A 14,187-nucleotide genomic window follows, 5' to 3' on the forward strand; every position below is an offset into this window, starting at 1 on the left:
TGGCTGCAGCTATTCATGTTTATCGGCGGTAAAAGTACCGGCATCCACGTCTTTTATAAACTGTATAACGCCAGGGTAAAAATGTGCCTGATCATCCCACATAGCCAGGTGACTGCCATTGGGGCAATACAGGTAACGGCCTTGTTGTACCTGTGTACTTTCCCATTTCATATGTTCTGGATCCATGGTATCAAATTTGGCGCCTACGTTTAAAACAGGAATGGCAATTTCCTTCAGGCGGTCTTTAATATCCCAGTTGGCTAATCTGCCCGAGATACCAAATTCGCTGGGGCCCTGCATCATGGTATAAATTACCGGGTTAAGATGTTTAAATGCCCTTTGTACGGGGTCGGGGTTTGGAATAATGCGGCATAGGTGTTCGTTATAATAGCCTTCCAGTAAAGCTGTATAGCGTGGGTTGGCCACATCGCCGGCGGACTGCATCTGGTTAATACTATCCACTATTTTTTTATCCATCTGGCTTTGTAATACCAGGTTATACTTAGCATAATCTGGTGCACTAGCCATCATGTTACAAATAATCAGTCCTTTAAGGTGTTGCTGGTACTTTAAGGCATATTCATACCCAAGAATTCCGCCCCAGGAATTACCCAGCAGGTAAAAATTATCCTTATCCAAACCCAGGGCTATGCGCACCTGTTCTACTTCTTCTACAAAACGTTCGGTAGTCCATAAACTGCTATCGGTGGGTTGGTCGCTATAAAAAGAACCCAGTTGGTCGTACTCAATCATTTCAAACCCTTCTTTAGGGAAAAAGCTCTCAAAGCATTCCAAATATTCGTGGGTCATAGCTGGCCCGCCATGTAGCAGCAACACTTTAATTCGGGGATTATTGCCAATAGTTTTAGTCCACACTTTAAAAGTACCCACAGGTGTGGCAATGGGTATCATTTTAATACCGGCTGTTTGAACCCCGCTATCCGTATGGGCAAAATATGTTTCTACAGTAATTCCATTGTTTTGTGGCGTGCCTGAGTTGCAGGCAAAGGCAATTACTATCAACAGCAGCGGCAGGTATTTCATAATAAATAATTTATGGTGTACAACAACAATAGGGCACACAAGTTTAGTGCATTTTTTAATACTTTTTGTGGAGCCGGCAAAACAAAGCTATGGGGCTTTACTTGCGTCGCACACCTGTACGCCACCAATAAATGGCAACTGAAACTTTTGGGTAAAATAGTATATTATTATCCAGGGGAAAGGATTGGCTGTATAAAACTGGTGCAGTTTGTTGCATAACTACTGATACCATAAAATAGCCAGCATATGCATGTTGCAAATGCTGGCTATACCTAACATTATTAGAACATATAAATTGTCTTATCTAATTTTCTTATAGAAGCTGGTGCCGCCATCGGCTATACATTCTGTAGCACCAAAGGAGAGTTCGCCATTATCAGTAAAATTAATTTGCTGGGGGTAGGTATCGAGAAATAAACCAGAAAAATTGATGAGGGTGGTTTCGGCAGCAAAATCGCAGGGTTTAGCGGTGTAAATAGTAAAAGTGCCTTCGAAATTGTAAATGGTATCAGTACCGATGACCTGCTGTGTAAAATTATTACCCGTAAAAGTGATGGTATTGCCATTGCCGGCTTCAAATTCTCTGGTGCCACCCCAACCGCTAATAGAACGCACCAGTTCCCATTTACCGGTAACCTGTTGTTGCATTGTTTGTAAAGCGGTATCTTTTTTACATGCCACAGCCATTAGGAATAAACAAAGTATGAGGATGCTGATTTTCATAATTAAATGCAATTTAACCCCTGACAATAAATTAGTATTAGCCGTTGCATTGCTTGATTTTTTATAGCGATTTTTTATGATTAGTGCCACGCTACCACTATACCACGGGAAAAGCTGCATAATGATATAGCCGTACAAGAGTGCGACGCAAGTAAAGCTGTTTACCAGTGCCAAAGCCTGGCACCTTAATATAGGGGCAAAAAAAAGAACGGCTTTTTTCACCGTTCAATTTTTAGTTGTTTTAAGCAACCTGTTTTACTAGTAATACCGGATTTTTCCCTTTTTTGTACACCCTATATGAAAAACTTTATATTATTAATTCAATTATCTCTTTCTGATACCGCCCTTGGTATAAAATATTCCTTTTTTAATTCGGCCCTATCTTTTGTTATTTCAAATTCATAGTGTTCTGAAATGGTAGTACCACTGGCCAGTTTATATGTAATATCGCCATGCTTATAAAATACAATGGCAAATACTATTCTTTGCAAATGCTGTACATCGGTTTTTAAATACACTATGTCGCCAATTTCAAATACATTGTTTATGACTGTCATAACGTGTTTTTTAAGTGTTTAAAACAGTCGTGTAAATAGATACGTAAAACAATTAAAAAGAGTTGTTATACGCTTATAAACAGTTTACTGTTTTTGTTTAGGTTAGGAGTATTAGTAAGTTACAGTTACGCTGCAAAATATTAATACTGGTTATTGTTGTGTGTGTTTATCACCTTAATGGCTTGAACACTGTTTGCTGCCGTATTGATTGCCTGTACAGATTTGTAAATAAATACAGTTACAATAGTTAGTGTGATGATCATCATAGTAATTAGGTTTTATAGTTTTATTATTTTCAACTACTGTGCCAATTTGTTAAAACTGTTGTAACTTATTGAATATCATATATATAATTTTTTATTTGTTATTTGGCAAACCATTAATTTGTCCATATCGTGGACATTTTTTCTATTTTGCAGAAGGTAATTATGGGTTTTGGTATTTATGGGCCTGCTACAGCCTGGTTATAGATAATAAATTGATAAACCGTTTGCGTACCAGGAACAAAAGAGAAAAAGTTACCTTACCTTTTTGAATTAATTATATCATTATAGCAATGGAAAACAGGAGAGACTTTTTAAAAAAGGCAGCGATGCTTTCGGGTGGTGCCGGATTAATAAATATGTTGCCCCCATCGGTACAAAAGGCCTTGGCCATTAACCCGGCCCCTGGCAGTACCTGGCAGGATGCTGAACATGTGGTATTGCTGATGCAGGAAAACCGTTCTTTTGATCATTGTTTTGGCAGTTTAAGAGGTGTGCGTGGTTTTAATGACCCCCGTGTGTTGCAACAGCCAAACAAAAACAGTGTGTGGTTACAAACCAATAAAGCAGGTGAAACCTTTGCTCCTTTCAGGTTAAATATAAAAGATACCAAAGCTACCTGGATGAGCTCACTACCACATTCCTGGGCCAATCAGGTAGATGCCCGTAATGGTGGCAAATTCAATCAGTGGCTGGATGCCAAAAAACCAGGGAAGCCCTATGAAAAAATACCCATGACAATGGGTTATTATACCCGTGAAGACATTCCCTTTTACTATGCCATGGCCGATGCGTTTACAGTTTGCGACCAGCACTTTTGCTCCTCACTTACAGGTACTACCCCTAACCGTTTATACTTTTGGACCGGCAAATTAAGGGAGGATGCTACAGCAAAGGCTAGGGTAAGAAATGCTGATACAGACTATGGTACTGCAGAAGCCGGTTGGAAAACATTTCCGGAACGTTTGGAAGAAGCACAGATTTCGTGGAAAATATACCAGAATGAATTGAGTGTTGGGGTAGGATTTGAAGGGGAAGAAGATGCCTGGCTGGGTAATTTTACTGATAACCCTATTGAATGGTTTTCTCAATACCATGTAAAACTATCCAAAGGATATATTGCGTTTTTGCAAAAAGCGGCCAGTATTTACCAGCCCAAAATTAAAGCGCTGAAAGAAAAACTAAAAGGGGCATCGGGAACAGATAAAACACAACTGCAAAAAGAGCTCGCCGGGCTAAAAGCAATAGCTGAGCAATTAAAAAAAGAGCAAAAAATATATACTACCGAAAAATATAATCAGCTATCTGCAATTGAGAAAAATATTCACGATAAGGCTTTTACCACCAATAGTAATGATCCGGATTTTCATAAACTCGATACTATTAGCTATGCACATGAAGGCAAGGAAGAAAAAATTGCCGTTCCAAAAGGGGATGTATTGCATCAGTTTAGAACCGATGTTAAAAATGGGGAATTACCGGTGGTATCCTGGCTGGTAGCTCCGGAAAATTTTTCTGATCATCCTACTTCGCCATGGTATGGCGCCTGGTATGTTTCGGAAGTGATGGATATACTTACCCAAAACCCTGAAGTATGGAAAAAGACCATTTTTATAATTACCTACGATGAGAATGATGGTTGTTTTGACCATGTACCGCCCTTTGTGCCGCCACACCCCTTACAAACCAATAGCGGCATAGCTTCTGCAGGCATTGACACTGCCGATGAATTTGTAACGATGGAACAGGAACTAAAAGAACATACAAAAGAGGAAGCAAGGGAAGGGCCCATTGGCTTAGGCTATCGGGTGCCTTTAATTATTGCATCGCCCTGGAGCCGGGGTGGCTGGGTTTGTTCTGAGGTATTTGACCATACCAGTTCACTGCAATTTTTAGAACAATTTATCAATATTAAAAGCAAACAAAAAGTAGCAGAAACAAATATCAGCAAATGGCGCAGAACAGTTTGCGGAGACCTTACCAGTACTTTCAGGCCCTATAAAGGCGAGCAAATTGATTTGCCTGTTGCTTTGGAAAAAGATGCTTTTATTACGATGGTACACCAATCAAAATTTAAAAATGTACCGGATAATTTTAAAAACCTAACACAACAGGAAATTGCACTTATTAATAAAAACCCTGGTGATTCGCCCTATATGCCGCAACAGGAAAAGGGCATCAGGCCAGCCTGTGCATTGCCATATGAATTGTATGCAGATGGTAATATTAATGCAGCCAAAAACCAGTTTAGCATCGATTTAAAAGCGGGAAATACCCTTATTAGCAATGCAGCTGGTGCACCCTTTACCATATATGCCATGGGGAATTATTTACAAGCCGATAAAAAAGGGTATGAACCATTACATAACCGTTCTTATGCACTTGCACCCGGCACCAATGTAAGCGATCAATGGCTGATACCCAATTTTGAACATCAGCAATATTGTTTAAGCGTTTATGGCCCAAACGGATTTTATCGTTTGTTCAGGGGCGATGCCAATGATGCGGACATAGATATAAAATGCCTGTATCAAACCGCAAATGGAAATAAACCTGGTGATTCGCTTCACGTGGCATTTGCAATTAGCAATAACGGCAACACCGTTTTAAAATTACTTGTTAAAGACAATGCCTATAAAAATGCCGACCGCAATATTGTTTTGCAGGCTAAAAGCCAGCATCTGTCTGCACTAGATGTAAATGCAAGCCATGGCTGGTACGATTTTTCAATAACCATTGAGGGAAATAATGGTTTTGAGAAAAGGTATGCCGGCCATATAGAAAATGGTAAGCCTAGTTTTACCGACCCTTTAATGGGGCAAGTAGTTTAAGGCTTTAATTAATCATTGTATTTTGCCGCCACCTGTTATGAACGTACAAGTGTGCGACGCAAGTAAAGCACAATAAATAAGTTTCAGCCGGGCTAATAATAAAGAAAAAGCACCCAATAATGGGTGCTTTTTTAATGGTGTTTTTCAGGTGTTTTTATTTAGGTAATACTACGGTATCTATTACATGTATCACACCATTGCTTTGGTATACATTTTTAATGGTTACCATGGCCATACCACCATTTTCATCGGTTAACATTAAATCATCTCCTTTCATTGTTGCGGTTAAAGTGCCACCACTAACCGTGTTTAATACGGCTTTGCCGTCACCTTTTTTAATCAACCCTGCAATTGCTTTTGCATCGTATTTGCCTGCAACAACATGATATTTGAGAATTTTGGTTAATGTGGCTTTGTTCTCGGGTTGTAATAAACTTTCCACTGTACCTTTTGGTAATTTATCAAATGCCGCATTGGTTGGTGCAAATACGGTAAAGGGGCCTGCTCCCTGTAATGTTTCTACCAGTCCGGCAGCTTTAACCGCAGCTACCAGTGTAGTATGCTCTTTAGAGTTAACAGCATTTTCAATAATGTTTTTAGAAGGATACATGGCTGCACCACCAACTGTAACTGTTTTTTCCTGCGCCTGTGCGGTATTTACCATTACAAATGCTACTAAAACAAGGGCGAATACTTTTACTAATTTCATAGATGTAAAATTTTTGCCTGCCAATAGCAGGCCGGTTTGATAATTGTTTGTTTTTTTAAAAAATTTACTGATTGATACATATAATCAACAAAAACAAATACGGCGGCAGCGCTTGTATGGATTTTTAGAATTGGTCTATTTTTCTTAAAGTTTTGTTAGCACTGGAAAAGTATCAGCATAAAAAAACCGGCATTGCCGGTATTAATATCAAAACAATCTGTTCTTTATTTTCTTTGCAGCACTTTCAGCTCATCGCCAACATGTATACTGCCCAGGCCTTTGTGTAATAGGTTTTGGCCAAAATAAATTTTATTATCCCATAACCGGTAAGAAGCCAATGTGCGTAAGGGTTCTTTTTCTTTTTCAGCAGTATCAGGGTTAATGGTGGTAACCACACAACGGGCACAGCGCTTTACCCCATAAAAGGAAATATCGTTAATGGTAAAATGTGCCAAATTATCTTCTTCAAAAGGCATTCCGCCTGTAAACACAATATTGGGTCTAAAGCGTTGCATGGTAATGGGTTTGGCTAGTTTGTTGTTCAAATCATCTAACGATGCCTGGCCTATTAACAAATTAGGATAGCCATCAGAAAAGCTGGTAATATCTGCAGCAATTGCATATTTTTCTTCTACCCATCTGGTTGAATGATCAGGCATATACACGAGCTTGCAAGGGCAGTGTAGCAAATCACTAAACCATTCATCGGCATATGGACTTACCTGTTGTGCAAGGCAGGTATCTTCCCATACAGTAACTTGCATAAAATTTTCGGTGGTTGGTATATAGGGGGCCAGCAATTGCAGGCCAGATGTTATATGGGTAATTAATAAGCCTTCTTTTTCCAACCTTACTGTAAGTAATGCCAATGCCGGTATTTCGCGTTGCGACATAAAATTATTAGCTGCATCAACCAGCATCCAACGCCTGTCAAGGGCCAGTCCACGTGCTTCCAAACGGGCTTCCTGCAAAGCAATGCCACCTAATGATTTTACCGGGTATATATACAAAGCACTAACACAAAGCATAGTAAAAATTAAAGCATAAATATAATTTAAATTGGCACCTTGTGCCGTAAACATAACGGGTTACTATGCCAAATCATTGTTATTGAACAAGCAATAGTACGTCTATGGAGCTACTCTTGCCACGCTCGGTTCAGGGTTCCTCTTTCATGGCATCAAATGTCATCCATATAGTGCTGGGCCAAAAAGAAAACTAATTTGTACATTTATCTTCAAACATCTAACCAGCCATGAGGTATTTTCTTATTTTTCTTTCCTGTTGTATAGCATGTTCCAGTCATGCGCAGCAAAGCATGTATAAACAATTGCAAACAAAAATGATAGAAGCAGCCAATGGCGATACCATTACCCTGCCCGAAGGTGTGTTTACGATGCCCGGCAGTTTATCGCTCGAAGGCAAAGAAAACATAGTTATTAATGGTGCCGGAATGGGCAAAACCATACTCTCGTTTAAAAACCAGGTAACCGGTGCCGAAGGCATTAAAATAAGCAATAGCAAACATATTACCCTTTCCAATTTTACCGTACAGGATGCTAAAGGCGACTGTATTAAAGCGCAACAGGTAAATGGTATTAGTTTTAAAAATATTACTACCGAGTGGACCGGCAAGCCCTCCAGCAAAAACGGGGGGTATGCACTTTATCCGGTACAATGCCAAAATGTGTTAATAGACGGTTGTACCGCAATTGGCGCTTCTGATGCTGGCATTTATGTAGGCCAGTCGAAATACATTATTGTGCGCAACAGTAAAGCTTACCATAATGTAGCAGGAATAGAAATAGAAAACTCTTCTTATGCAGATGTGTACGATAATGAAGCATGGGAAAATACCGGTGGCATTCTCGTTTTCGATTTACCCGATCTTCCTGTAAAAACAGGTACGCAGGCAAGGGTATTTAATAATAATATTCACGATAATAACCATCCCAATTTTGCACCCAAAGGCAATATTGTAGCAAAAGTGCCATTAGGTACCGGTATGTTATTGCTGGCAGCCCAACAGGTAGAAGTATTTAATAATGCAATTACCAATAACCGAACAGGCGGGGTTGTTATTGTAAGTTATTTTATGACAGAGAATCCTATTACCGATAGTTTATACAATCCTTATTCGCACGACATATACATACACGACAATACGCTTACCCGCAAGCATCAGCGGGCAACCATGCAGGGGCGGATAGGTAAATTGTACCGCTTTAAACTAAAATTTGGTAAAGATGTTCCCCTGATTATGTACGATGGTATCATTGATGAACATAACAAACAATCTGTTATTTGCCTGTACAATAACAAGCAACAAACCTTTGCCAATATTGATGCAGGCAATAATTTTAAAAACAAAAGCAGAGAAACAGCTGCATATGAATGCAAAGGCAAATCCTACGATCCTGTAAAACTGGAATGGCAATGAAAATGAAGTACACTAAGCAACTGCCTGTTATTATTGGGCTAACTGTTATAATTGGTTTGTTTTCATTTGCAGTGGCCGATACACCCGCCGCAATAAAGCCAAAAGAAAAGCTTTCTGATTACGGTTTTTTTACTGGTAATATCAAAGATCTTTCTCCAGCCAGTCAGGTGTTTCCTTACACATTAAATTCCACGCTCTTTTCAAGTTATGCTGAGAAACTGCGGTTTGTATATATCCCCAATGGTGTAACAGTAAATTATACCGATTCCGGTGTGCTTCAGTTTCCGGAAGGCAGCATACTCATAAAAAATTTCTACTATTCCAATGATGTACGCCATCCCGAAAAAGGCCGGCGCATTATAGAAACCCGCTTACTGGCACATACTGCCAACGGCTGGGAAGCATGGCCCTATTACTGGAATAACGAACAAACAGAAGCCTATTACGATGTAGCCGGCGAAACCACCGAAATAAGTTATATCAACGAGAACGGTAAAAAAATAAAAGCACCCTATTATGTGCCTAATAAAAACGAGTGCAAGGGCTGCCACAGTTATAACCAGCAAATGATACCCATTGGCCCTACCGCAGCGCAATTAAACAGAACTGCAGATAATACCGGCACCCAGCAAAATCAATTGCTTAACTGGCAAACACTAGGTTGGCTGCAAGGTGTGCCAACCTTGGAAAAAATACCCAAAATGCCGGTTTGGAACGATGCCGCTTCGGGTACCCTTAACCAGCGGGCAAGGGCTTATCTGGATGCCAACTGTGCCCATTGCCACCGTACCGGCGGACCAGCAGAAACATCGGGCCTGTTGCTTACCTATAGCGAAAATAATTCCACCAGCAGTGGTATCAATAAAGCCCCGGTTGCCACCGGCAAAGGTTCTGCCGGCAGGCTTTTTGATATTGTACCCGGCAAACCCGAAGCTTCCATTTTATTGTACCGTATGCAAACCACCGACCCCGGCCAGGCCATGCCCGAATTAGGCCGTGAGCAAGTACACAAAGAAGCCATAGCACTTATAACCGAATGGATTAAAAATATGCCTGCCAATGGCAATTAAAATAATAGGGTACCAGCAGCAGCATATATTGCAACACCTGTTGTGTCACTCACTTGTACGGTAACAATACTATGCGGCTGGCAGCCTTAACTGTTGAACAACCCCATAAATATTAACTTCGCCCAACTTATATAGTTAGGTTATGCAACAAATTATAAAGAACTTATTTAGGATGGTGTTGTTTGTACTGTTTTTAGCAACAGGCGCACAGGCACAAAATAATACCGGCAATCCATTTAAAGTAATACCACTAGGGGTGCTTGGGGGTGCAGATGAAAGCAATTTATCCTGCTATATGATTGGTGTAAACGGCACCAACAATTATGTTTGTATGGATGGAGGTACGGTATACGCAGGTATTGCAAAAGGCATATCCAATGGTGTATTCACCGGCAATGCGGCCGATGTTTTAAAACAACAAATAAAGGGCTTTTGTATATCGCATGCCCATTTAGATCATGTAGCTGGGCTTATTATTAACTCGCCGGATGACAGCAGCAAGAATATCTATGGCATGCCCTATTGTCTTGATATTTTAAAAAGCCATTATTTTACCTGGAAAAACTGGGCCAACTTTACCGATGATGGCGATAAACCCGCCCTGAAAAAATACCACTATGTGCCCATGGCGGCCGATAGTACCATTGCTGTATCCGGTACCAATATGAATGTTACTGCTTTTCCGCTTAGCCATGGCAATCCATACCAAAGCACCGCTTTTTTGTTGCAATACCAGCACAATGCCATACTTTATCTGGGCGATACCGGTGCAGATAGCATTGAAAAAGCTCCCAACCTTTCTTTGCTCTGGCAAAAAGTGGCTCCTTTAATTATCAGCCACCAGTTAAAAGCCATTTTTATAGAAGTATCATTTGCAAATGAGCAACCCACCAATAAATTATTCGGGCATCTTACCCCAGCATTACTTATGCAGGAAATGCAATCACTTTCTACTATTACAGGTAAGGCGGCATTAAACAATTTCCCCATTGTAATTACCCATATGAAACCCGTGGGCAATGCCGAACAACGTATACAGGAACAATTACTGCAATCAAATACATTAGCATTGCAACTGGTATTTCCGCAACAGGCCGTGCCTTTGGAGTTTTAAAAACCTGCATTATTGCGCGGCGCAACATTTATTATGCATTTTATACCGCAACCAATAGCTGCGCATTGCCCCGAACGATGAACGTACTGCGACGCAAGTAAAGCCAAATAGCATTAATTAGCCGGTATCAAAAAAACAGCATATACCTGCTTAATATCATGTCCGTATTTTACAGGAAGGTTTAGCTTTACCCACACAAAAAATTTCTGTATGAAAAGATTGCGCATTGCCATTTGCTGCCTGCTATGGGCGGGTATTTCTTTTGCACAAACCAATGCTTTAAAACAAAAAGCAGCCGGTAGAGATAGTTTTGCTACTGCCGGCAAAAAAGTAATTGTATATACTACAGCCGATAGCACCGGCCTTAGAATTACACCCACAGATACTTTGCATTTTGCCGCTTTTGGGCAGCCATTTGAAACCCAGCCCTGCATTTTTGTAGATGCCGGCAAAACCTTTCAAACCTTTGTAGGCATTGGTGCGGCACTTACCGATGCATCGGCAGAAACCTATGCCAAACTACCCGCAGCCAAACAAAAGGAGTTTATGCAAAGCTATTTTGACCCAGTTAAAGGCATTGGCTTTAGTTTGGCCCGCACCAATATTCACAGCTGCGATTTTTCGAGCGGAAGCTATACCTATATAGCCGAAAACGATACTGCACTAAAAACATTTAGCATACAGCACGACGAGCAATACCGTATACCTTTTATTAAAACTGCTATAGCTGCCGCCGGTGGTACATTACCTTTATTTGTTAGTCCGTGGAGCCCACCCGCCTTTATGAAAACCAATAATTCAATGTTACAGGGCGGTAAACTGCAGCCGGCATTTTATCAAAGCTGGGCCAATTATTATATTAAGTTTATTAAAGCCTATCAACAAACCGGTATTCCTGTTTGGGGGCTTAGCGTACAAAACGAGCCCATGGCCAAACAAAAATGGGAGTCTTGCATTTTTAGTGCTGAGGAGGAAAGAGATTTTATAAAAAACTACCTGGGCCCCACTTTACAAAAAGCAGGCATGGCTAATAAAAAACTAATTGCATGGGATCATAACCGCGACCTGATGTACCAACGTGCCAGCACCATTTTAAACGACCCCGCTGCTGCCAAATATGTATGGGGTATTGGCTTTCACTGGTACGAAGACTGGACCGGCGGCGGTAAACTTTTTGATAATGTTAAACGGGTACAGGAAGCCTACCCAAATACCCACCTGATATTTACTGAAGGCTGTGCGGAGAGCTTTAATTTTAACCAGATAAGCTCCTGGAAATGGGGCGAAACCTATGGCCGGTCTATGATTAACGACTTTAATAATGGAACTGTGGCCTGGACAGACTGGAATATTTTGCTGGACGAAAAAGGTGGGCCCAACCATGTGGGCAATTTTTGTTTTGCACCCGTACATGCCGATACGCGTACAGGAGAATTAATTTACCTTAACTCGTTCTACTATATTGGACATTTTTCAAAATTTATACGGCCGGGGGCAAAGCGTATTATTAGTAGTACTAGCCGCGGCCAATTGCTCACTACCGCATTTAAAAATACCGATGGCTCTTTGGCGGTGGTGATAATGAACCAAAGCAACGATAAAATACCATATAATGTTTGGATAGAAGGTAAAGCAGTAGCTGTAACAAGCTTACCACATTCTATACAAACTGTTGTAATTCAATAATGTAGTTTATTATTTTGAGCCTGGCTATTGCCAATGCATTTGGCTTTACTTGCGTCGCACACTTCAGGGGTTATACCCGGGCCCGGCAAATAAAAAAGCAGTATACTAATTATGTTTTAGTACACTGCTTTTTTGTTTTATGCAACAATAATATTAAAAGCCTTGCGCATCGTACACCACTACTTTACGCCATAAATGGCTATAATTTGCTACAAATGCCTGGTGTAAAGGATGTGTTTGATATACGGCCTGTCCTTCTGCATCGTCGAAAAACATAATTTCTGAAACCTGCCAGCTAGTGTCTACCACTTCTCTTTTTTCGGTACTGGCCAGCAAGCCAATATGTAAAAAGCGGATGGTTTCTATACCTGCCAGTGTTTTTAAACCTTCTACCAGTTTATCGCGGTCTTCTGCTGAGTCGGGATTATTAAGCCAAAAAAATACATGATGTACCAATTGCTGTTGATTAACCGGTAAAGAAGCATTTGCAGTCATATTGATTAATTTGATTTTATTAAAATATGTTTTGGCCCATGAAAATACAAAACAAATGCATTGAGATTGGATTTGATACGCTATTAACCTGTTTTAGATAAAATGATACCGCCCGGAAAATACCGGTTTTGTTGCGCAGTATTACCACAGTAAAAGTGTGCGACGCAAGTAAAGCCGCCATTAGCACTGTGGCTGGGCTCATAAAAAAAATCCAGGTATCCATTGCTGGTACCCGGACACTTTATAAAATTTACATGGTTGATTAACCTGGTATTCTTGAAATGTATTTCTCAATTTCTTTAACCTGATCTATAACCTGTTTGGTTTTAGGTTTGCAGGCTTTGGCTTTACGGAAATAATCTTTAGCCGCCCTGAATTCTCTTTTGTTCATAAATATCTGGCACATGCTTAAATAAGCTACTGCCTCACTTTCTTTATCGGGTATACCTAAGCGGATGGCGGCACGTATATAGCTTTCGCCAGCTTTAAAATCGCCTTTTTGCAAACTCATCATACCTAATTGCAGTTTATTGGCGCCTTCGGCTTCGGGCATGGGTGAACCCAGTTCTGAACTTCTTTTCAAATGCTTTTCGGCAGTATCAAAATCCTGGTTCATCATGGCCATATTTCCTTTTACGGTATAATAGGTAGAACGTATAGGTTTATACAGCAATTGAGGAAACCAAATGGTATTAAGTATTCTTTCCACTTCTTCTACATTACCTTCTTCCATTGGCTCCTGAATTAAACGCATTGGACCAATAAAAAAATGACTAAACAGGCCTATAACACCTATAAAATATAATGGAAATGCGGGCCAGAAACTGGTGCCAGTTACATTAAGTATTACCGCTATGGCAATGGCCACCAAACTCAACACGAAACGATACTTAATTAAAAGATTATAAAACTTCATACACTTATTTTGGAGCGCAAAGATAGGAGAATGAAAATTTAAGCCAACAGAATTAAGGTTTTTAGCTGTTTTGGTTTGAAAGGATGAAGGTTGGATGGCTCAACGCAATAAACCAAAGTCAGGTTTTTGGCCAAATGTTATTGAACTTAAGGCATGTAGCCCCCTGTTTTAGGCATAAAATATAAAAACTGCTGATATTTGGCAGGGTTTAGCAGGTATTGGTATTTGAAAACCATTATTTTTGCGCTCCCAATAAAATGGTCCCGTAGTTCAATGGATAGAATAGAAGTTTCCTAAACTTTAGATACAGGTTCGATTCCTGTCGGGACTACACATAAA

Annotated in this window: 12 protein-coding genes and 1 tRNA gene; 6 read left to right on the forward strand and 7 right to left on the reverse strand. The window is 40.2% G+C overall.

Going from position 1 to position 14,187, the window contains the following annotated elements; genetic code table 11:
- Window positions 1-9: 9 nt before the first annotated feature.
- The 3 genes from GD597_RS07720 to GD597_RS07730 form a co-directional block, all read right to left on the reverse strand.
- Complete coding sequence (locus GD597_RS07720; RefSeq protein WP_171607258.1) at window positions 10-1,044, reverse strand: proline iminopeptidase-family hydrolase; 1,035 nt, start codon at window positions 1,042-1,044, stop codon at window positions 10-12.
- A gap of 300 nt (window positions 1,045-1,344) precedes the next feature.
- Window positions 1,345-1,767 carry a hypothetical protein gene (locus GD597_RS07725; RefSeq protein ID WP_171607259.1) on the reverse strand — a complete coding sequence of 141 codons (423 nt, stop codon included), beginning with the start codon at window positions 1,765-1,767 and terminating at the stop codon, window positions 1,345-1,347.
- Between the two features lie 320 nt (window positions 1,768-2,087).
- Window positions 2,088-2,324 carry a hypothetical protein gene (locus GD597_RS07730; protein ID WP_171607260.1) on the reverse strand — a complete coding sequence of 79 codons (237 nt, stop codon included), beginning with the start codon at window positions 2,322-2,324 and terminating at the stop codon, window positions 2,088-2,090.
- A gap of 556 nt (window positions 2,325-2,880) precedes the next feature.
- Between GD597_RS07730 and GD597_RS07735 the strand changes: the two genes are divergently transcribed.
- Window positions 2,881-5,418: a phosphocholine-specific phospholipase C gene (locus GD597_RS07735; RefSeq protein ID WP_171607261.1), complete on the forward strand. Its 2,538-nt coding sequence runs from the start codon at window positions 2,881-2,883 to the stop codon at window positions 5,416-5,418.
- A 154-nt stretch (window positions 5,419-5,572) separates the two neighbouring features.
- On the opposite strand, the gene GD597_RS07740 is transcribed toward GD597_RS07735, so the two are convergent.
- A complete protein-coding gene (locus GD597_RS07740; RefSeq protein ID WP_171607262.1) occupies window positions 5,573-6,127 on the reverse strand; it encodes a fasciclin domain-containing protein in 555 nt (184 codons plus the stop codon).
- A 224-nt stretch (window positions 6,128-6,351) separates the two neighbouring features.
- Window positions 6,352-7,209, reverse strand: a complete 858-nt coding sequence (locus tag GD597_RS07745) for an MOSC domain-containing protein (protein ID WP_235954218.1) — start codon at window positions 7,207-7,209, stop codon at window positions 6,352-6,354.
- Window positions 7,210-7,382: 173 nt separating this feature from the next.
- Between GD597_RS07745 and GD597_RS07750 the strand changes: the two genes are divergently transcribed.
- From GD597_RS07750 to GD597_RS07765, 4 genes are all read left to right on the forward strand, one after another.
- Window positions 7,383-8,567, forward strand: coding sequence for a parallel beta-helix domain-containing protein (locus GD597_RS07750; protein ID WP_171607263.1), 1,185 nt, complete (start codon window positions 7,383-7,385; stop codon window positions 8,565-8,567).
- Window positions 8,564-9,637 carry an SO2930 family diheme c-type cytochrome gene (locus GD597_RS07755; protein ID WP_216368537.1) on the forward strand — a complete coding sequence of 358 codons (1,074 nt, stop codon included), beginning with the start codon at window positions 8,564-8,566 and terminating at the stop codon, window positions 9,635-9,637. Before GD597_RS07750 ends, GD597_RS07755 begins: the two co-directional genes overlap by 4 nt.
- 142 nt (window positions 9,638-9,779) lie before the next feature.
- A complete protein-coding gene (locus GD597_RS07760) occupies window positions 9,780-10,751 on the forward strand; it encodes an MBL fold metallo-hydrolase (protein ID WP_216368538.1) in 972 nt (323 codons plus the stop codon).
- Between the two features lie 210 nt (window positions 10,752-10,961).
- Window positions 10,962-12,437, forward strand: coding sequence for a glycoside hydrolase family 30 protein (locus GD597_RS07765; RefSeq protein WP_171607264.1), 1,476 nt, complete (start codon window positions 10,962-10,964; stop codon window positions 12,435-12,437).
- 153 nt (window positions 12,438-12,590) lie between these two features.
- On the opposite strand, the gene GD597_RS07770 is transcribed toward GD597_RS07765, so the two are convergent.
- Window positions 12,591-12,932: a Dabb family protein gene (locus GD597_RS07770; protein ID WP_171607265.1), complete on the reverse strand. Its 342-nt coding sequence runs from the start codon at window positions 12,930-12,932 to the stop codon at window positions 12,591-12,593.
- A 262-nt stretch (window positions 12,933-13,194) separates the two neighbouring features.
- Window positions 13,195-13,848 carry a tetratricopeptide repeat protein gene (locus GD597_RS07775; RefSeq protein WP_171607266.1) on the reverse strand — a complete coding sequence of 218 codons (654 nt, stop codon included), beginning with the start codon at window positions 13,846-13,848 and terminating at the stop codon, window positions 13,195-13,197.
- Between the two features lie 259 nt (window positions 13,849-14,107).
- Between GD597_RS07775 and GD597_RS07780 the strand changes: the two genes are divergently transcribed.
- Window positions 14,108-14,179 (forward strand) — tRNA-Arg (locus GD597_RS07780).
- The last annotated feature ends 8 nt before the right edge of the window (window positions 14,180-14,187 follow it).

The sequence above is a fragment of the Limnovirga soli genome, from assembly GCF_013106755.1.
Taxonomy (GTDB): domain Bacteria; phylum Bacteroidota; class Bacteroidia; order Chitinophagales; family Chitinophagaceae; genus Limnovirga; species Limnovirga soli.